This window comes from Streptomyces griseoloalbus (assembly GCA_014650015.1).
Lineage (GTDB): Bacteria > Actinomycetota > Actinomycetes > Streptomycetales > Streptomycetaceae > Streptomyces > Streptomyces griseoloalbus.
On record BMUD01000012.1, the window covers coordinates 233,352 to 252,566 of the forward strand.

Below are 19,215 nucleotides of genomic sequence, written 5' to 3' on the forward strand. Positions count from 1 at the left end.
GGCGGGATGCGGACCGGGAACCCGCGGCGGCTCAGGCTGCGAGCGGCGCACTCGGCGAGCAGCGCCCCACCAGCTCGTCCATCGACAGCCCGAGCGCGCCCGCCAGGGCGGCCACGGTGAAGAACGCCGGGGTCGGGGCCCGTCCGGTCTCGATCTTGCGCAGCGTCTCCGCGGAGAGGCCGGCGCTCGCCGCGACCTCGGCCATGCTGCGACTGCCGCGCGCCTCGCGCAGCAGCCGGCCGAGCCGCTCGCCGCGTTCGCGCTCTTCGGGGGTCAAGGGGGTGCGCACCATGAGCCCATACTAATACCGGTATAGTAATTGGCACGGTGGAGCTGAAGACCGACACGTCGATCGATGCCATGCACGAGGCGGGCCAGGTCGTCGCGAGCGCGCTGACGGCCGTCCGGAACGCCGCCGACGTGGGCGTTTCCCTGCTGGAGCTGGACGGGGTGGCGCGGGACGTACTGCGCGCGGCGGGCGCGTCCTCGCCCTTCCTAGGCTATCGCCCCTCCTTCGCGCCGACGCCGTTCCCCGCCGTGATCTGCGCGTCCGTCAACGACGCGATCGTGCACGGCATCCCGGACACCTACCGGCTGCGCGACGGCGACCTCGTCTCCATCGACTGCGGCGCCGAACTGGGCGGCTGGGTCGGGGACTCGGCGATCAGTTTCGTCGTGGGCACGCCGCGCCCGGCCGACGTACGGCTGACCGAGACGGCCGAGCGGGCCCTCTCGGCAGGGATCGAGGCGGCCGTCGTCGGCAACCGCGTCGGCGACATCGCCCACGCGATCGGGACCGTGTGCCGCGCGGCGGGCTACGGCATCCCGGACGGCTTCGGGGGGCACGGCATCGGCCGCCGCATGCACGAGGACCCGTCCGTGCCGAACGAGGGCGCGCCGGGCCGGGGCATGCCGTTGCGGCACGGCATGGCCCTGGCGATCGAGCCGATGCTCACCGGCGACGGCACGGACGGTTTCCACGCGGCGCCGGACGGCTGGACGCTCCGTACGGACGACGCGTCCCGCGCGGCCCATGCGGAACACACGGTGGCGATCACCGAGAGCGGACCGCGCGTTCTGACGGCCCGCGAAGCCCCGTGAGCACATCCGTCACTCGCTCCACCCGCACGCAGTGGAGGGGCGTGGTGCGCACCGGAGAGCCGTGAACGCGCCCCGGCGGCTCCCCTCCGCGCCCTCATCAGGACCGGCGTGCCGGCTCGACGAGCCGACGACAAAGCCGACGTGACAACGTTTCTTCACACGCACGTCCGAACGATCCGCACACGCCGCCCCGTCGGACAGGACAGAACCGGGCCGGCCGACAAGCGGAATCGTCGGCCATTGGCACATCGTCATACTTTTCCGTTTCTCCTTGCCCTGCTCGGCGGTTCTGCCGCTAGCTGGGTGCCGCACCGCTCCTCGTCCTGGGCTCCCGATGAGCCACGGGCACGTCGACGAGAGGAGCGGTCCGGGCAATCAGCACGCGAGGAGAGTCATGAAGAAGGCATACGAAGCACCGACCCTCGTCCGTCTCGGTAGGTTCCGCAAGGAGACCGGGCTGCTGGGCAAGCACGGCAACGACCGGCTGATCCTGAGCAAGAACTGACGGACGACGGTACCGACCCGACGTCATGACACCACTGCACGCAAGTGCGGGGACGGGCCCCGGCGAGGCGCACTTCGCGGTCTTCACCGACCGTGCGGAAGCGGCCGCCGCGGCCCGCTCCTTCGCCCCGCCCGGCTGCCGGACCGTGAGCCATCCCTCGGGCAGGCCCTGGCTGGTCGGCCAGTGGCGCGACGACGAGGCCGTCACGGTGCACGCCGGTGACACCGCCCTGGCCGTCATCGGCTGCTGCCCCGTGGCAGCGGACGACCTACGTCACAGGGCCGCCCGGTTGCGCGACCTCGCCGAGGTCGACGCGCTGGCCCGCTCCCTCCCCGGCAGCTTCCACCTGGTGGCCGCCCTCGACGGGATGATCCGGGTCCAGGGCACGGCCTCCGGCCTCCGGCTGGTCTTCCACGCGGAGCTCGCCGGCACGCGGGTCGCCGCCACCCGGGCCGACGTACTCGCCGACGCCCTCGGCCTCGACCCCGATCCCGCGGAACTGGCCGTCCGGCTGCTGTGGCCCGCGCCGTATCCGCTGTACGAGACGTCGCTGTGGCCCGCCGTCACCGCCGTACCCCCGCAGGAGGCGGTGGTCGTCGCCGCCGACGGGCGCACCGCCCGGCACACCCGCTGGTGGACGCCGCCGGAACCGGTCGTACCGCTGGCCGACGCGGCCGACCCGGTCCGCGCGGCGCTCCAGGAAGCCGTCGACGCACGGACCCGGCAGGGCGGTGTGGTCAGCTGCGACCTGTCCGGCGGGCTGGACTCCACCTCCGTCTGCTTCCTCGCCGACCGCTCCCCCGCGCACGTGGTGGCCGCCACCTGGCCGGGACGCGACCCCGCGGACACCGACCTGTACTGGGCCGAGCAGGCGGCCCGGCACCTGCCGGACGTCGAGCACGTGGTCTGGGACGCCGACGCCTCGCCACTGGTCTACGACGACCTGCTGGGCATCGACGACGTCCTGGACGAACCCACCATCGGCGTCATGGACCGCTCCCGGGCCCTGCACCACCTGCCGGGACTCGCCGAGCGCGGCAGCCGCGTCCATCTGACCGGCATCGGCGGCGACCACGTGGCCTGGTGCTCCGAGGCGTACTACCACCGGCTGCTGCGTACCCGCCCGCTGCACGCGCTGCGGCAGCTGCGCGGGTTCCGTGCCCTGTGGCAGTGGCCGCTCGGCGGCACCGTCCGCGCCCTGGCCGACACGCGCCCGTACGGGGCGTGGCTCGCCGACGCCGCCGGCCGGCTGCGTGAGCCGACGGCCACGTCCTCCGTCGCCACGGGACTCGGCTGGGGCATGGCGCCCCGCCTGTTCGACTGGGTCACCGCGGACGCCGAGCAGGTGGCGCGGCGGGCGCTGCTCGACGCCGCCGCGACGGCGACTCCCCTCCATCCCGACCGGGGCATGCACGCGGACCTGGAGCAGATCCGCTCCACCACGCGTGTCATCAGACAGTGGGACCACATGGCGGCCCGCGCCGGCCTGCCGATGGCCTCCCCCTTCCTCGACGACCGCGTCATCGAGGCGTGCCTCGCCGTGCGCCCGGCCGAGCGCGTCACGCCCTTCCGGTACAAGCCGGTGCTGACCACCGCGATGAGCGGGGTCGTTCCGCAACCGTGCCTGCGCCGTACGACCAAGGCCACGGCCTCCATGGACGCCTCCAACGGCCTGCGCGAGAACCGTGCCGACCTGCTGGCGCTGTGGGAGGACTCCCGGCTGGAAGGGCTCGGCCTGGTGGACGGGGCCGAGCTGCGCCGTCTCGCCCGGCGGCCCGCCTCCCCCGGTCTGTCCGACGCCATCCTCTACTCGACGATCGCCACCGAGGTGTGGCTGCGCGGTCTGTCCCGCAGCCGCAGCAGTACCCGTACCCCGTAGCCCCGCACGGCCGCGGGGTCCTGCCTCGCGGCCCAGAAAGGCGATGCCATGCCCCTGCGTTTCGACGCACACGTCTCCACGGCCGAGACCGACTACGGCACCGTGCTGCTGGACGAACGGGCCGGAACCTACTGGGAGTTGAATCCGACCGCCACGCTGGTGGTGCGGACGCTGCTGGACGGCGGCGAGGCCGCGGACGCGGCCGCCGCGCTGGTCCGCGCGTTCGACATCGAGCGGGCGCAGGCCCTGCGGGACGTCGAGGCACTCGTCGGCGACCTGCGCGAGGCGGGGCTGGCCTCATGACGACGCCCAGCGCCCTGGATCGCCCCACCGGAGTGCCGCTCGGGCGGCGCATGGCGGCCCGTCTGGTCCTGGTCCCCGCCGTGGTACTGGCCCTCCTGCCGCCGCGCCGCATCCGCGCCGTGCTCCACGTGTTGCGGCGCGGCGCGGCCCCGGCCACCGCCGTCCAGGCCCAGGCGGCACGGGACGCCCTGTGCGCGGTCAGCCTGCGCTGCACCGGGCCGAAGGGGTGCCTGCCGCGTTCCCTGGGTGCCGCGCTGCTGTGCCGGCTCCGGGGGACGTGGCCGACCTGGTGCGCCGGGGTCCGTGTCGTGCCGCCCTTCACCGCCCACGCCTGGATCGAGGCGGAGGGCCGCCCGGTCGGCGAGGGCGTCCCGGACGGCTACTTCGCCCGTCTGGTCTCCGTGGAACCGCGCACCCGCCCACCGGCCCGATGACCGACAGCCCGACACCCCCCGGCCCGGCACACCCCGCCCGGCACACCGGCGACCCGGCGCACGGCGGGGCCCCGATCCCCGGCTCGGCGGACGGTGTCCCGGCCGGGGCGGCCGGGGAACGGGCCAGACGCAGCCTGCCGGTCGGCGTCAGCGGGGCATTACGGTGGGAGACGAGGTCCTCCTGCGGTCGGGCGTAGATGTCGCGATCCACACCGAACCCAGAAGGCCCTCACCCTTTCAAGCACCCAGCACGCGTGTCACCAATGTCCCGGGACAGCACACCTAGGGGGAGGACCGGTCCACCCGGGCGGCACTGCGCACGCTCAACGGCCCCACCGCCGGGCACCGGCGTGCCATCGCCGTGGCCGTGCTGCTCACCCTCGCGGGCTCCGCGCTCGGGCCGGCCCAGCCGCTCGTGACCCGGCATGCCGTGGACGCGAGCGGCCGCGGTCAGGCCGTCCGGCCGCTGGGGGGACCGCTCGGCGCGCTGTTCGTCGCCGAGGCGGTGACCGGCTCGGCGGGGCGCTTCCTGCCGGAGCACATGGGCGAGGGCGTCGTACGACAGCTCCGGCTCGGCCCGGTGGACCGGCCGCTCCGACTGGGGATGCGCGCATACGACCGCCACCGGGCCGGCGACCTCGTCTCGCGGGTCACCGCCGACACCACCCCGCTGCGCGAGTCGCCTCCCAGGCCCTGGCCTGGCCGACCGGGAGCACGTCGCCGCCGGGGCGATCGTCCTGATGGCGTGGCTCGACCCGCCGCTGCTGCTTCTCGTGGCGCTGACCGAAGGACGTCGCCCGGGAATGCGCCCCGCTGGTCGTCACCCACCGCCTGTCCACCGTGCGGCCCCGGTGCCGACCACATCGTCGGCCGGCACCGGGGCCGCACCGTCGGGCAGGGGCGGCACGTGGAGTTGCCGGCCGCCGGCCCCCTCTCCCGAGAGCCGGCCGCGAGCCAGACGCGGCCGGGCGGCGACCGGTCCGCGAGCCGCGCCCCGTCGCCTTCCTGAACATGCCCGCCGATACGGAACGTGTCATCGTGGCATGAGCGAGCCCGGACCGGGTTACCCGGCCCCGGCACGTCGACCCAGCGAAGGAACGGATGACGATGACGAATGGTTTCGTCGGCCCGGAGGGTGACCCGTTCGCAGAATTCCTCGCCCGCTTCTTCGGCGGCGCGCGCCCCCGCCAGATCGACATCGGCCGCCTGCTCAGCCAGCCGGCCCGGGAGCTGGTGCGCGGCGCCGCCCAGTACGCCGCCGAGCACGGCAGCCGGGACCTGGACACCCAGCATCTGCTGCGCGCCGCCCTCGCCGCCGAACCGACCCGGAGTCTGCTGACCCGGGCGGGCGCGGACCCGGACTCGCTGGCCTCACAGATCGACGACCGGTCCGGGCCGGTCCAGCACGGACCGGGCGACGCCCCGCCGCCGACGTCGCTGTCCCTGACGCCCGCCGTCAAAAGGGCACTGCTGGACGCGCACGAGATGGCCCGCGCCAGCGGCGCCGGTTACATCGGTCCGGAGCATGTGCTCAGCGCCCTGGCCGCCAACCCCGACTCGGCCGCCGGGCACATCCTCAACGCGGCCCGGTTCGCCCCCTCCGGCCCGCCGGAGGCCGCGGAGGCACCGCCGTCCCGGCCCGAGCGGCCCCGTCCCGCCACCGGCACGCCGACCCTGGACAAGTACGGACGCGACCTCACCTCCCTGGCCCGCGAGGGCCGTATCGACCCGGTGATCGGACGGGACCAGGAGATCGAGCAGACCGTCGAGGTGCTCTCCCGGCGCGGCAAGAACAACCCGGTGCTGATCGGTGACGCGGGCGTCGGCAAGACCGCCGTCGTGGAGGGGCTGGCGCAGCGGATCGCCGAGGGGGACGTGCCCGACACTCTCCTCGGCCGGCGCGTGGTGGCCCTGGACCTGACGGGCGTCGTCGCCGGGACCCGCTACCGGGGCGACTTCGAGGAACGGATGAACACCATCGTCGAGGAGATCCGCTCCCACTCCGACCGGCTGGTCATCTTCATCGACGAGCTGCACACCGTCGTCGGCGCCGGGGGCGGCGGCGAGGGCGGCTCCCTGGACGCCGGCAACATCCTCAAGCCGGCCCTGGCCCGCGGTGAACTGCACATCGTGGGGGCGACCACGCTGGAGGAGTTCCGCCGGATCGAGAAGGACGCAGCGCTGGCCCGCCGCTTCCAGCCGATCATGGTGCCGGAGCCCACGCCCGCGGACGCGATCGAAATCCTGCGCGGTCTGCGGGACCGCTACGAGGCCCATCACCAGGTCCGCTACACCGACGAGGCCCTGGTGGCGGCCGTGGAGCTGTCCGACCGCTATCTGAGCGACCGCCGGCTGCCGGACAAGGCCATCGACCTGATCGACCAGGCCGGCGCCCGGGTGCGGCTGCGGGCCCGCACCAAGGGCACGGACGTACGGGCCATGGAGCGTGAGATCGAGCAGCTGACCTGTGACAAGGACCAGGCGGTCGCCGACGAGCAGTACGAGCAGGCCACGCAGCTGCGGGACCGCATCGTGGAGCTGAAGCAGCGGATCGCGCAGGCCGGTGGCGAGAGCGAGGTCGACGAGGGGCAGAGCCTGTGGGTGGACGCCGAGGCGATCGCCGAGGTGGTGGCCCGGCAGACGGGCATCCCGGTGAGCCGTCTCACCGAGGAGGAGAAGGACCGGCTGCTGGGGCTGGAGCGGCATCTGCACCAGCGGGTGGTCGGCCAGGACGAGGCGGTGCGGGTCGTCTCGGACGCGGTGCTGCGCTCCCGCGCGGGTCTCGGCAGCCCGGACCGGCCGATCGGCAGCTTCCTGTTCCTCGGGCCGACGGGCGTCGGCAAGACGGAGCTGGCGCGGGCGCTCGCCGAGGCCCTGTTCGGCAGTGTGGACCGGATGGTGCGCCTCGACATGAGCGAGTACCAGGAGCGGCACACGGTCAGTCGGCTGGTGGGCGCCCCGCCCGGCTATGTGGGGCACGAGGAGGCCGGGCAGCTGACCGAGGTGGTGCGCCGGCACCCGTACTCGCTGCTCCTGCTCGACGAGGTGGAGAAGGCGCACCCGGACGTCTTCAACATCCTGCTCCAGGTGCTCGATGACGGCCGGCTGACCGACTCGCAGGGCCGGACGGTGGACTTCACCAACACCGTCATCGTGATGACCAGCAATCTCGGTTCCGAGGCGATCACCCGGCGCGGGGCGACGCTGGGCTTCGCGTCGGGTGGCACGGAGGCGGACGAGGAGGCGCGGCGCGAACAGGTGCTGCGGCCACTGCGGGAGCACTTCCGGCCCGAGTTCCTCAACCGGATCGACGAGGTCGTGGTGTTCCGCCAGCTGACCGCCGAGGAGCTGCGGCGGATCACCGACCTGCTGCTGGAGAGCACCCGGCGCGGGCTGAAGGGCCGGGGCATCGCGGTCGACTTCACCGACGCGGCCGTGGACTGGCTGGCCGAGCGCGGCCACCAGCCCGAGTACGGCGCCCGGCCGCTGCGCCGCACCATCCAGCGGGAGGTCGACAACCAGCTCTCCCGGCTGCTGCTGGACGGCCGCGTCCAGGAGGGCGGCCGGGTGACGGTCGACGCGGAGGACGGGCGCCTGACGTTCCGTACGCGTCAGACGCCTGCCGCCGAGTTGTGAGCGGAGGGACGCCCCCGGGTGGGGGCGTCCCTCACGTCCGCGGGTGTCCGCGTCTACCGCGACGGGTGTACGACCATCGCCGAGCCGCCGCCCCTGCGGACCTTCTCGGCCGCCGCGAGCCACGTGCCGTCCGGCAGTCGCTGGATGCCCGTGGTCGCGCCGATCTCCGGGTTCTCCCGGAAGGAGTGCCCGATGGCCTCCAGGCTCTGCCGCAGCTCACTGCCGTACAGGCCGGGTTCGAGTTCCGTCTGCGCCGTGTTGCGCTGGCTGGCGCGCGGCGCGGCGATCGCGTCGACCAGGGGCAGTTGGCGGTCGAGGAACCCGGTGAGGGTCTGCAGCACGGTGGTGATGATGGTGGAACCGCCGGGCGAGCCGAGCGCCACCACCGGCCGGTCGTGCCGGTCGAGCACGATCGTCGGTGAGATGGACGACCGCGGCCGCTTGCCGGGACCCGGCAGGTTCGGGTCGTGCACGGCCGGGTTCGCCGGGGCGAAGGAGAAGTCCGTCAGTTCGTTGTTGAGCAGGAAACCGCGGCCGGGCACGGTGATGCCGCTGCCGCCGGTCTGCTCGATGGTGAGGGTGTAGGCGACGACGTTGCCCCACCGGTCGGCGGTGGTGAGGTGCGTGGTGTTCTCGCCCTCGTACGTCGTCGGGGCCGCCTTGCCACCGCTCGCGCAGGGCCGCGGGTTACGCGGGTCGCCGGGGGCGAGCGGGCTGGTGAGGACCGCGTCGTCCTTGATGAGGCACTCGCGCGAGTCGGCGAACCGCTGGGAGAGCAGGTCCTTCGTCGGTACGTCCTCGAAGGCCGGATCGCCGACCCAGCGGCCCCGGTCCGCGAACGCGATGCGGCTCGCCTCGATGTAGCGGTGCAGGTACTGGACGTCGCTCGCCTTGGACAGGTCGGTGCGCTCGAGGATGTTGAGGGCCTCGCCGACCGTCGTGCCACCGGAGGAGGACGGCGCGATGGAGTAGACGTCCAGGCCGCGGTACGAGGTCTTCGTGGGCGGCTGGAACTTGGCGCGGTACACGGCGAGGTCACGCGGGGACAGGTCGCCGGGGCGGGCGTTCCAGCCGGAATCCGGGTCCACGGGCGGCTTGTTGACCGTGTTCACGATGTCGCGGCCGATGTCGCCCCGGTACAGGGCGTCGACGCCCTTGCGGCGCAACTCCTCGTAGGTGCGGGCCAGATCGGGGTTCTTGAAGGTGGAGCCGACGACGGGGAGTCGGCCGCCCGGCAGGAACAGCTCCGCCGTGTCGGGGAAGTGGCGGAAGCGGGTCTCGTTGGCGGCGGTCTGCGACCGGAAGGTGTCGTCGACGGTGAAGCCGTCGCGGGCGAGACGTTCGGCGGGCTTGAGGACCGTCCCCAGGCTGCTGTTGCCCCACGCGGCGAGCGCCCGCTGCCAGGTGGCGGGCGTGCCGGGGGTGCCGACACCGAGACCGCTGGTGACGGCTTCGGCGAACGGGATCGGCTTGCCGTTCTCCAGGAACAGGCCGGAGTCGGCGGTCAGCGGGGCGGTCTCGCGGCCGTCGATGGTGTGCACGGTGCGCGACCGTGCGTCGTAGTAGACGAAGTAGCCGCCTCCGCCGATGCCGGCCGAATAGGGCTCGGTGACGCCGAGCGCGGCGGCCGTGGCGACGGCCGCGTCGACGGCGTTGCCGCCCTTCCTCAGGACCTCGATCCCGGCGGCGGACGCGTCGGTGTCGACGCTGGAGACCGCGCCGCCGTAACCGACGGCCATCGGGACCTTGGGGGCGTGCGGGGTGGGTCCGTCGTGCTGGGCCGGCCGGTCGGGCGGCGCCGCCGCCCCCACCGACATCACGGCGGCACCGACCGCCAGGACTGCGAGACTCCGTGCGACAGGGCGACGCATCCGCACCTCCAGTAAAGGGACGTCCGCGCAGCTTAGTTCGTCGCCATGCTCTCGTCAGTGAGGTCGCGGGGTGTGCCGTCCCCGCGTTGCGGGACGGCCCGCGGCCTGCGGCGACTCCCGCCGCCCAGCGACGATGGACCGGGCGTCCTGACGTTGGCCGTTCGCCCCCTATCGGGTCTTGCTCCGCGCCCGCCGGCGCCGGCCTGGTGGCCGTCAGACCGGCGGACGGGGCGACGTCACGCGGGGACGCCGAGCGGCGGGTGCTCGAGCACGCGGGGCTTGTACTCGACCAGCTGGATGCGGCCGTCGAAGGTGCGGTGCTCGATCATCTCGAGGGCGACGTCCGGATAGCCGTCGTAGATGCGTTCTTCGCCCGTGGCCCCGGTGATCACCGGGAACATCACGACCCGGAAGCGGTCGACGAGTCCGGCTCGTAGCAGGGACCGGCACAGGCTGAGGCTGCCGATCGTGCTGAGGAGCCCCGAGCCACTCGACTTCATGGCGCGGACCGCCTCGACGGCGTCGTCGCGGACGAGCGTGGAGTTGGCCCACGTCAGTGGCTCCTCGAGTGAGGAGGAGAACACCACCTTGGACGCTTGCGTGAGCTCGTCGACGGACGCCTCTTCCTCGGGCCTGAACTCGTCTTGGCCATGCGGGACCTCGCCTGCGGCGAAGCCCGACATCAGGCGGTAGGTGTTCGCTCCCATCAGGTAGGTGGCCTCGGGCTGCCCGCCGAGCCATGCGAGGTACTCCGGGCCCTCGAGGCCCCAGAACCCGGGCCAACCCTCTCCCGACGCGTGGCCGTCGAGGGAGGTGATGAAGTCGACGAGAAGCTCCGACATGGCGGTGTCCTTTCCTGGGGTGTCACGTGTCACGAGCTTGGACCGGCCGGGAGCCACAAACTCATCCGCCGCGCTGTGGAGTAACGAGAAAACCCGACGCGGCAGCCGATCAGGTCGGCGGAGCGGCACTCCGGAACTCGAAGCCGCCCTGGCCTGCGGCGGCAGGGCGTCGGTGACGCTCCACCCCGTCACCGCTATCTCCACCGGTGTCACAATGAGTGCCGACGCACTCCGGTGCGCGCTGTGTCCACTTGAGTTGAACAGCGCCGAGGAGATCGAGGTGGCGGCCTGGTACCTGGAGGAGCTGACGGACACCGCGATACCGCTCGTCCCGGAGCTGGTGGCCAACGCGGTCAACCACACGAACAGTCGCGTGGTCCGGGTCGTCGGCACACGGCCCAGTGCGCGGTTCGTGCGGATCGGGGTCGTCGACAGAGCCCGTGTGCTGCCGGAGCCGGCCAAGCCCAGTGGCGACTCGCACGGCCCACCGGGCGACCTCAGTCCTTCCGCCGGCACATCACGGGGCACAACCCGTCCGGCGCGCAGCTGACCTTCTCCTCGCGGCGAACGACCCGGCGTACAGGTCGGTTCCGCTGCGCGAGCAGTGATCTCCGACTGCCGCCGGACGGGACTGGCCGATGTGAACCGCCGCCCTCGCGGGCGGTCCCCTCCCGGCGGTGGCGTCCCCGCTCCTGGCGCGAAGTCCCTTCCCTCGCCGGGATGAAGGGAACACTCTAGTCGAGGTCCGGACGGACGGGTTTCCGGACGTCACCCCGCTCAGTGCTTGAGGATCTTGGAGAGGAAGTCCCTGGCCCTGTCGCTGTTCGGGTTGCCGAAGAACTCGTCGGGCGTGCGGTCCTCGACGATCCGGCCGTCGGCCATGAAGACCACGCGGTGGGCGGCCGAGCGGGCGAAGCCCATCTCGTGCGTGACCACGATCATGGTCATGCCCTCGGCGGCGAGTTGCCGCATGACCTCCAGCACCTCGTTGATCATCTCCGGGTCCAGCGCGGAGGTCGGCTCGTCGAACAGCATCACCTTGGGCTCCATGGCCAGCGCCCTCGCGATCGCCACGCGCTGCTGCTGACCGCCCGAGAGCTGCGCCGGGTACTTGTCCGCCTGGTCGGCGACGCCGACACGGTCGAGGAGTTCGTGGGAGCGCCGGTCGGCGTCCTCCTTCTTGCGGCCGCGGACCTTGACCTGGCCCAGCGAGACGTTCTGGAGAACGGTCTTGTGCGCGAAGAGGTTGAACGACTGGAAGACCATGCCTACATCGGCGCGCAGCCGTGCCAGCTCCTTGCCCTCGTGCGGGAGCGGCTGCCCGTCCAGCGCGATCGTGCCGGACTGGATGGTCTCCAGCCTGTTGATGGCCCGGCACAGGGTCGATTTCCCCGATCCCGACGGGCCGATGACGACGACCACCTCTCCCCTGGCCACGGTGAGATCGATGTCCTGCAGGACATGCAGATCCCCGAAGTACTTGTTGACGTCACGCAACTCGATCAGCGGATCGACGGCCATACCCACCCCTACTCACTCTCTGTGTGGTGGTCGCCGCAACGTATCCAGGCAAGATCGCCGGGTGGGCGCGACACGCACTTGTCGGTCATTAGCCGTATTTACAGCGAGCTGCGGGATGTACACCGAACTGCGGGAGCCGGGGCTTCACGCCTCGGCGACCTCCGCGTACAGCTGCGACAGCTCGGGAACACCGCTGGCCGCCCACTCGTGCCCCGCGTCCACGACGTCGAACTCCCGGCCGGAGGTGAGCCGTACGACCGGCTGCCCGTCGGCCCGGATCTCCCAGGCGGCCCCCGGCACGGTACGCACGATGACGGTGCCGAGATACAGCCCCGCGTCGTTGCCCAGCCAGGTCGACGTCTCCTCGTCGTCCCGCCAGCCCGGCACCAGTTGGTCCAGCGCCTCCAACGAGGCCGGGGAGTCGTCCAGTCGGACACCCGCCCGGTACGCCTGGGAGCGCAACAGTTCACACTCGGCCAGGAGTTCCGCGATGCCCTCGGGATCGGGAACCCCGGCTTTCTGGCGCCGGTTGCCCAGGAAAGGGATGTTCATACCTCCAGCCTGTCATTCGTACCGCCCCTGGCACCACAGGCGCGCGGGGTCGGACGACGGCTGCCGGCGGGTGGTTACACGTCCAGGTCCACCACGACCGGTGCGTGGTCCGAGGCGCCCTTGCCCTTGCGCTCCTCGCGGTCGACGTAGGAGTCCGTGACCGCCTTCGCGAAGGGCTCGTTGCCGTACACCAGGTCGATGCGCATGCCGCGGTTCTTGGGGAAGCAGAGCTGGCGGTAGTCCCAGTAGGTGAACGGGTGCTCGTACTTCAGCGGGCGCGGGACGACGTCGGACAGGCCGGCGCCGCGCAGGGAGGCGAGGGCGGCGCGCTCGGCGGGGGTGACGTGGGTGGAGCCCTCGAAGGCGGCCCGGTCGTAGACGTCGTCGTCGGTCGGCGCCACGTTGTAGTCGCCCATCACCGCGAACGGGCGGCTGCCCGCCGCGTCGCCGGCCACGGCGGCCCGCAGCGCCTCGATCCACTGGAGCTTGTACGCGTAGTGGGGGTGCTCCACCTCACGGCCGTTCGGCACGTAGACCGACCAGACGCGGACCGGGCCGCAGGTCGCGGAGATCGCACGGGGTTCGACCGAGCCGTCGTAACCCGGGTCGCCCGGCAGGCCCTTGACGACGTCCTCCAGACCGACGCGGGAGAGCACCGCCACGCCGTTCCACCGGCCGGTGGCGTGCACCGCCGACTCGTAGCCCAGTTCACGCAGCTGCTCCGCCGGGAACTGATCCTCGGCGACCTTGGCCTCCTGGAGGCACAGCACGTCCGTGCCACTGCTCTCCAGCCAGGCCAGGAGCCTCGGCAGGCGGGCGGTGATCGAGTTCACGTTCCAGGTCGCGATGCGCATGTCCCACAACCTACCGGGCGCCTCCGACAACCCTCGACCGCCGCCCGCGGGCTCAGAGCTCGGCCGAGCCGCCCGGGGCGAGCCGCAGGTGTTCCGAGCCGCCGAGGGCGCCGATCTGGCGGTCGTAGACCGGGCGGGCGAGGTCGGTGAGCAGGGCGTCGTGGATGTCGTAGGCGCGCTGCGGCCGCACCTCGCGAACGTAGTCGATGACCTCCGCGATCTTGTTCCAGGGGGCCATGACGGGCAGCATCAGCGTCTCGACCGGCTGGTCGGGGACGGTGAGGGCGTCGCCGGGGTGGAAGAGCTTCCCGCCGTCGACGAGGTAGCCCACGTTGGTGACGCGCGGGATGTCCGGGTGGATGACCGCGTGCAGTTCACCGTGGACCTGTATGTCGAAGCCCGCGGCGGTGAAGGTGTCACCGTGACCGACGGTGTGCACGCGGCCCGGGAACGCCGCCGAGATCTGGTCCGCGACCGACTTCAGGGTCCAGACCTCGACGGCCGGGTCGGCCTCCAGGGCGCTGCGCAGCCGGCCCTCGTCGAAGTGGTCGGGGTGCTCGTGCGTGACCAGGACGGCGTCCGCGCCGAGTGCGGCGTCCTCCTCGCTGAACCCTCCGGGGTCGAGGACGAGGACGCGTCCGTCCTTCTCCAGGCGGACGCAGGAGTGCGACTTCTTCGTGAGCTTCATGCATCCATCCTGCCCCTCGCGCCCACGGCCGCGCGGAGCGCCGCCCGCGGCCCGGGGCTCACTCCTGCGGTGTGGTCTCCTCGCGGACGACCTGCTGAGCCACCCGGAACGCCCGGTTCGCCGCGGGGACACCGCAGTAGACGGCCGTCTGGAGCAGCACCTCCTTGATCTCGTCGGGGGTGAGCCCGTTGCGCAGGGCGGCCCGGAGGTGGAAGGCGAGCTCCTCCACATGACCGCCGGCGACGAGGGCGGTGAGGGTGACGCAACTGCGGGTGCGACGGTCCAGTCCGGGCCGGTCCCAGACCTCGCCCCAGGCGTAGCGGGTGACCAGTTCCTGGAAGTCGCCCGAGAAATCGTCGGTCTCGGCCAGCACCCGGTCGACGTGCGCGTCGCCCAGCACCTCCCGGCGGACCTTGATCCCGGCGTCGTACGGGTCGGGTCTGCCCTGTGGCTGCTGCGGTGCGGCGGGCGGGGCGATCTCGGCCACGGGCTGCGACGGGGCGGCGGCCGGTACCTGCTTCACCACCGCCGCGGGCAGCGCGATGTGGCCGGTGGCGGTCTCGAAGCCGGGCTGCCAGGCCGTGGAGAAGTGCCGCACCAGCAGGTCGGTGACGGCGGCGGGCTGCTCCACCGGCACCAGATGGGAGGCCCCGGGTACGACGGCGAGCCGGGCGTCCGGGATCCCGGCGACCAGGGTGCGCGCCTCGGCGGGGCCGGTGACCTGGTCCTCGGAGCCGACCAGCACCAGGGTCGGCACGCCGACGCTGCCGAGTTCGGCCCGCACGTCGAACGAGGCGAGGGCCTCACAGGCGGCGATGTAGCAGCCCGGGTCGGTGGTGCGCACCATCTGCACGGCCCACTCGGTGATCGCGGGCTGGGCGGCGGCGAAACCTCCGGTGAACCAGCGCTCCGGCGAGGACCGGGCGATGGGGTCGAGTCCGTTCGTGCGTACGATCACCCCGCGCTGACGGAACTCGTCCGCGGTGCCGAAGCGGGGCGAGGCGGCGATCAGCGCGAGGGACGCCAGGCGCTCGGGGTGGCGCAGGGCCAGTTCGATACCGACGGCGCCGCCGAGCGCGCAGCCCGCGTAGCCGAAGCGCTGCACGCCGAGGCCGTCGAGGGTGGTGAGCAGCCGCGTGGTGAGGTCGGCGACCGCGCCCGCGGGGTAGGCGGGGGCGCCTCCGTGTCCCGGCAGATCGAACCGGAACACGCGCCACTGCTTCGTCAGCTCGGGGACCTGCCGGTCCCACATGTGCCATGTGGTACCCAGTGAGGGACCCAGGATCAGGACCGGAGCGTCTTCTGGCCCGTCAAAGCGGTATTGCAGGGTGTTGGGTGGTGTCTCGCTCACGCCCCAGACCCTCTCACGTCTCACGGACGCCCCTATAACGCAGGGGTGCGGGAAGCCGGTCTGACCAGGTTGAAGACCTCGCGGGCGGCGTATCGCTTGAGGCATCGGATGATCTCACGTCGGTCTTGCCCTCCTGGGTGCGGCGTTCGTAGTACGCCCGGGTGCGCGGGTCGTGACGCAGGCGGGTGAACACGATGCGGTGCAGGGCAGCGTTGGCCTGCCGGTCGCCGCCGTGGTTGAGCCGACGCGTGCTCCGCCGGCCGGAGGAGTACTCGATGGGGCTGACTCCGCAAAGGGCAGCAAAGGATGCCTCGGTGTTCAGTCGCTCGGGGTTGTCTCCCATGGTGATCAGGAGAGTGACGGCGCTGTCCGGGCCGATGCCCACCGGTTCGAGCAGCTGTGGGGCGTGGTGCTCGACGAGCCGGGTCAGGCGTTGGTTCAGCTCGTCGATCTGCGCGGTGAGCTGTTGGATGCGTTCGGCGAGCATGCGCAATGTCAGGTGGGTGGCCTGGGCCACCGCGTCCTCGTCTCCCCCACCGCCGGATAGGCCGAGGCGTGCGCAGGTGCGGAACAGCTCGCGGTTGCCCAGGCTGGACAGCTGTTCCCGCAGTGCGGGGTCGGCGATGACCAGGACGGCTTTGAGCTGGTTGATCGCCTGGGTACGGGCCTTGACCGCGGAGTCCTTGGCGAGTTTCAACATCCGGGCGCTGTGCACCGGACCGTCGCCGGACTTGGCCCGGGCCCGGGCGCGACCGCTGAGCACGGCCCGCGCGGCGGCCTGAGCGTCGAGCGGGTCCGACTTCCCGAGCAGCCGGCGTGCCGAGCGGTCGGGCCGGTTCACCTCGTACACCTGGATCTGCTGGGCCAGCAGGTAGCGGGACAGGCCCGCGCCGAAGGTGCCGGTGCCCTCCACACCGGCCCGGCGCACCGTCCCCCGCTTGCGGGCCCAAACGAGCAGCTGTCGGTAGCCGGCCGCCGTCGCCGGGAAGGACTCGGTCGCCAAGATCTTCCCGAGCGGGGAGATCACGGCGGCGACATGCACCTCGCCGTGCGTGTCCACGCCCAGGACGACCTCGCGCCGAACTGGAGGATCTACGCTCGAGGAGGTACTGCGCTGTCGGCTCGTCATGATGATCGCCTCTCACGTGGTGGCGTGCTGGGTGGATGGCACCGGTCCGCTCGAGCGGTCTGAACCGTGATGGCGCCTAAAACTCGGCAAGGCCCCTATAGGGACACGCTCCGTGGCTCGGTGGCAGCAAAAACCATCCCGCCACAACAGTCGACATGCCTGTGACTGGACACTTCGGTCAAAGATCTCATGAGTCAGACCCCCGTCCGGGACGGCATCGCGCAACCGTCCCATCGATCCCGGCACACCGGCACGTCCCGACCACAGCCGGACGGCTTCGCCCGAACCAGTGCCCAACCTGGCCCGGACGGGCTGACAAGAAATTCGCTCTTCGTTCACTCGTGACCGGCATTGGCAGACAGCCGTGTGGCCCTCCTTACCGGCTGTCCTTCGTCGACCATGGCACGAACGACCTCGGGTCCCCTATTGGTAAGCGGCTGTCCATAAGTCCTGTAACTGCTACGTGAGATCCTCGCCGGCTTTGCCTGGGCTCCGTCCACGGCGATGAGTGATAGGGCCCGCACTCGGGAATCGTCACTCCCGACGCGAGGGTGCGTGTCCGCTACCGGTTGGCAGGCGGTGGCGCGGTCACTCGGGTCGAGCTGCTCCAGCGGGTGGCCCATGAGTATCTCGCCGCGGCCAAGCGTGCCCGGGCCGTCCACCTGGGCCGACGGACACCGTGTCGCTCGCCCGTCAGCAATTGCTCTATCGGATGAACAGCACGAACGTCTGCTTGATCGACGTCCGCCCCGCGGAGGATCGTGCCGTCGGCCATATCCCCGGAGCTTGCTCGCTGCCATTGGACGAACTTAACTGGCATTCGGACGAGTTGCCCGAAAGACGTACGCCGTCGCCTGCGGCCGCAGCCTCAACTGCCTGTTCACTCACGAGGCCGTCCGTCTGCTCACCATCCACCGTCTGCATCACCGAGTTCAGAGCGGATGACTGGCGGACCACCGCTGGGCCGACCGGCACCAGGGCGAACTCCGCCTCGCGGGGCACGCACCCGGCCTCCGCTGTACTCGTCCTGCGGTTGGAACCCTCCTGAGGCGGGTGATCGCAGTAGCACGTCGGTGCGACGGCTCTGAAAGGCCAACGGGTCGGCCCTCAATCCCTCAGGCGTGACAGACACGTATCGCCTGCCCGAGGCCGGAGAAAGGTTCCACTCAAGCAGCCCGCTCTTCCGTTTCCGGCTCGCTGCCTTTCCTTGGCTCACCGTCAAGGGTCCGTTTACCCGCGCCACCTCGCGCTCTGGATCACCTTCGCGCCAAAACCCGCGGCCAACCGGAGCCCTCCGTCCGCTCAGCCTGCAATCTCATGTCCAGGGCGAGTGGGGACTCCGTCGCGTTTCGGCCCTGCTTTCCACGGCACGTTAGTTCGAGATTTTTCCTGATCATGCATCACCACGGCCTCTCTTCACTCCTGACTCACAGGTGATGCACTGTGCGCACACAAGCGCGAAGACTTGTCACGGTCGTTCTGGCCCTGGCTCTGCTGGCACTAGCGGGGGTCGCCCCCTCCTGGGCGTCACCCGTGGACCGGCCCCGCTCCGCGGTCACCGCGGCCATCACGCACGCGCAGGCTCGGACAGCCGCCGACCTGCCCAAGCCCCCCGAGGCCATGACGCTGGCCGAGCGGCGCAAGCAGGTCGACGAGGACCGGCACGAACGGTCGCCGATGCGCGACTACATGAACGCGCCGGGGCGGATGTTCAAGCAGAAGCCCCACAGCCGACCGGACACAGACCGCGTCGAACGCGGGCCCGCCGCCGAGTCGAAGGTGGCTTTGCAGCCTCTCGCGGCGGCGGCCGAGAACCCGACCTGGGTGTCGTCGTGGGCCACCGCGTACCCGGGCATGCTGTCGATCGGCGGGCAGGTGAAACTGCCCAAGCGGGGGGACTCGTCCACCGGAATGTGGCTGTACGTCCTGGACGAGGGCGGCTCCCCCGTCGTCCAGCAGGAGATCAAGAAGTCCACGGACGATCCCAGCGGCGACACCCCGGACACCGGGGCCTGGTGCTACGACTGGTGGGCGAGCAACTCCTATCCCACGGACCAGTGTTTCTGGTGGGCCGGCAGCGCGCTGGGCGGCATCCTCGAGGACGGCAAGGAGTACTACGCCTGGGTCTTCCTCAACAGCGCCGACGGGACGTCGAGCCCCGGCGGGACCACCTCGCCGCTGGTGGAGGCGTTCTACACTCCGGTGATCCCCGGTGCGCAGGCGGGAATCTGTACCTGCTACGCACAGGCGCACCGCGCCGACCCGGTCAACACGGCCACCGGCATGTTCTTCGAACAGCTCACCGACGCCTCGCTGGTGAGCCCCGGGGTGCCGCTGACCCTGGAGCGCACCTACCGCTCCGACTCGAGTGCCGTCGGTCTGTTGGGGCGCGGCTGGGCGACGCCGTTCGACGCCAAGCTGACCGCGGCGACGGGGAAGGTGACGTACTGAAGTTCCCCCGCTGAGCTGGACAGCCTGATACTGGGACGGAAGGTCCCGGAGAAAGCAGTCCCAGGTAGTGAGCAAGAAGAGCAACACCAGCAAGCGGT

Annotated in this window: 17 protein-coding genes and 2 pseudogenes; 10 read left to right on the forward strand and 9 right to left on the reverse strand. The window is 71.6% G+C overall.

The genetic code is table 11. The features are described from left to right. Positions 1-31 precede the first annotated feature (31 nt). Positions 32-292 carry a helix-turn-helix domain-containing protein gene (locus IE178_RS20025; protein ID WP_184762919.1) on the reverse strand — a complete coding sequence of 87 codons (261 nt, stop codon included), beginning with the start codon at positions 290-292 and terminating at the stop codon, positions 32-34. A 35-nt stretch (positions 293-327) separates the two neighbouring features. On the opposite strand from IE178_RS20025, the gene map reads away from it, so the two are divergent. The 7 genes from map (at position 328) to IE178_RS20060 (ending at position 7,858) form a co-directional block, all read left to right on the forward strand. Beyond that, positions 328-1,101 (forward strand): type I methionyl aminopeptidase, encoded by a 774-nt coding sequence (gene map, locus IE178_RS20030; RefSeq protein WP_193513267.1) that lies wholly within the window; start codon positions 328-330, stop codon positions 1,099-1,101. A gap of 394 nt (positions 1,102-1,495) precedes the next feature. After that, positions 1,496-1,606 carry a keywimysin-related RiPP gene (locus IE178_RS20035; protein WP_193513268.1) on the forward strand — a complete coding sequence of 37 codons (111 nt, stop codon included), beginning with the start codon at positions 1,496-1,498 and terminating at the stop codon, positions 1,604-1,606. A gap of 25 nt (positions 1,607-1,631) precedes the next feature. Then, positions 1,632-3,485 carry a lasso peptide isopeptide bond-forming cyclase gene (locus tag IE178_RS20040; RefSeq protein ID WP_193513269.1) on the forward strand — a complete coding sequence of 618 codons (1,854 nt, stop codon included), beginning with the start codon at positions 1,632-1,634 and terminating at the stop codon, positions 3,483-3,485. A gap of 48 nt (positions 3,486-3,533) precedes the next feature. Further along, entirely contained in the window at positions 3,534-3,788 is a 255-nt protein-coding gene (locus tag IE178_RS20045) for a lasso peptide biosynthesis PqqD family chaperone (protein ID WP_184762916.1), read from the forward strand. Beyond that, a complete protein-coding gene (locus tag IE178_RS20050; RefSeq protein WP_193513270.1) occupies positions 3,785-4,222 on the forward strand; it encodes a lasso peptide biosynthesis B2 protein in 438 nt (145 codons plus the stop codon). The genes IE178_RS20045 and IE178_RS20050 overlap by 4 nt, the downstream gene beginning before the upstream one ends. Positions 4,223-4,637: 415 nt before the next feature. Continuing rightward, on the forward strand, positions 4,638-5,231 hold the full coding sequence (locus IE178_RS36065; protein WP_318280145.1) for an ABC transporter transmembrane domain-containing protein: 594 nt from the start codon (positions 4,638-4,640) through the stop codon (positions 5,229-5,231). A 98-nt stretch (positions 5,232-5,329) separates the two neighbouring features. Beyond that, positions 5,330-7,858 carry an ATP-dependent Clp protease ATP-binding subunit gene (locus tag IE178_RS20060; RefSeq protein ID WP_193513283.1) on the forward strand — a complete coding sequence of 843 codons (2,529 nt, stop codon included), beginning with the start codon at positions 5,330-5,332 and terminating at the stop codon, positions 7,856-7,858. Positions 7,859-7,911: 53 nt separating this feature from the next. Here IE178_RS20060 and ggt read toward each other — a convergent pair whose 3' ends face one another. Together ggt and IE178_RS20070 are read right to left on the reverse strand one after the other, a co-directional pair. Next, positions 7,912-9,729, reverse strand: a complete 1,818-nt coding sequence (ggt, locus tag IE178_RS20065; protein WP_193513271.1) for a gamma-glutamyltransferase — start codon at positions 9,727-9,729, stop codon at positions 7,912-7,914. Positions 9,730-9,965: 236 nt separating this feature from the next. Next, positions 9,966-10,571: a dihydrofolate reductase family protein gene (locus IE178_RS20070; protein WP_193513272.1), complete on the reverse strand. Its 606-nt coding sequence runs from the start codon at positions 10,569-10,571 to the stop codon at positions 9,966-9,968. A gap of 256 nt (positions 10,572-10,827) precedes the next feature. On the opposite strand from IE178_RS20070, the gene IE178_RS20075 reads away from it, so the two are divergent. Then, on the forward strand, positions 10,828-11,121 hold the full coding sequence (locus tag IE178_RS20075; protein ID WP_318280140.1) for an ATP-binding protein: 294 nt from the start codon (positions 10,828-10,830) through the stop codon (positions 11,119-11,121). Between the two features lie 227 nt (positions 11,122-11,348). Here the strand turns inward: IE178_RS20075 and IE178_RS20080 are convergent, their stop codons facing one another. The 6 genes and pseudogenes from IE178_RS20080 to IE178_RS20105 form a co-directional block, all read right to left on the reverse strand. Beyond that, positions 11,349-12,092 carry an amino acid ABC transporter ATP-binding protein gene (locus tag IE178_RS20080; RefSeq protein WP_184762910.1) on the reverse strand — a complete coding sequence of 248 codons (744 nt, stop codon included), beginning with the start codon at positions 12,090-12,092 and terminating at the stop codon, positions 11,349-11,351. 144 nt (positions 12,093-12,236) lie between these two features. Then, on the reverse strand, positions 12,237-12,644 hold the full coding sequence (locus IE178_RS20085) for a DUF6278 family protein (RefSeq protein WP_184762909.1): 408 nt from the start codon (positions 12,642-12,644) through the stop codon (positions 12,237-12,239). Positions 12,645-12,718: 74 nt separating this feature from the next. Beyond that, entirely contained in the window at positions 12,719-13,498 is a 780-nt protein-coding gene (locus IE178_RS20090) for an exodeoxyribonuclease III (protein WP_184762908.1), read from the reverse strand. Between the two features lie 52 nt (positions 13,499-13,550). Next, complete coding sequence (locus IE178_RS20095; RefSeq protein WP_184762907.1) at positions 13,551-14,186, reverse strand: MBL fold metallo-hydrolase; 636 nt, start codon at positions 14,184-14,186, stop codon at positions 13,551-13,553. A 58-nt stretch (positions 14,187-14,244) separates the two neighbouring features. Next, positions 14,245-15,537, reverse strand: a complete 1,293-nt coding sequence (gene pcaDC, locus IE178_RS20100) for a bifunctional 3-oxoadipate enol-lactonase/4-carboxymuconolactone decarboxylase PcaDC (protein WP_184762906.1) — start codon at positions 15,535-15,537, stop codon at positions 14,245-14,247. Positions 15,538-15,569: 32 nt separating this feature from the next. After that, positions 15,570-16,666: pseudogene (locus IE178_RS20105) on the reverse strand (IS110 family RNA-guided transposase). A gap of 712 nt (positions 16,667-17,378) precedes the next feature. On the opposite strand from IE178_RS20105, the gene IE178_RS36620 reads away from it, so the two are divergent. Both IE178_RS36620 and IE178_RS20115 read left to right on the forward strand, forming a co-directional pair. After that, positions 17,379-17,714, forward strand: a complete 336-nt coding sequence (locus tag IE178_RS36620; RefSeq protein WP_369075349.1) for a rhodanese-like domain-containing protein — start codon at positions 17,379-17,381, stop codon at positions 17,712-17,714. Positions 17,715-18,286: 572 nt separating this feature from the next. Further along, positions 18,287-19,114: pseudogene (locus tag IE178_RS20115) on the forward strand (DUF6531 domain-containing protein); the annotation flags it as partial. Positions 19,115-19,215 lie beyond the last annotated feature (101 nt).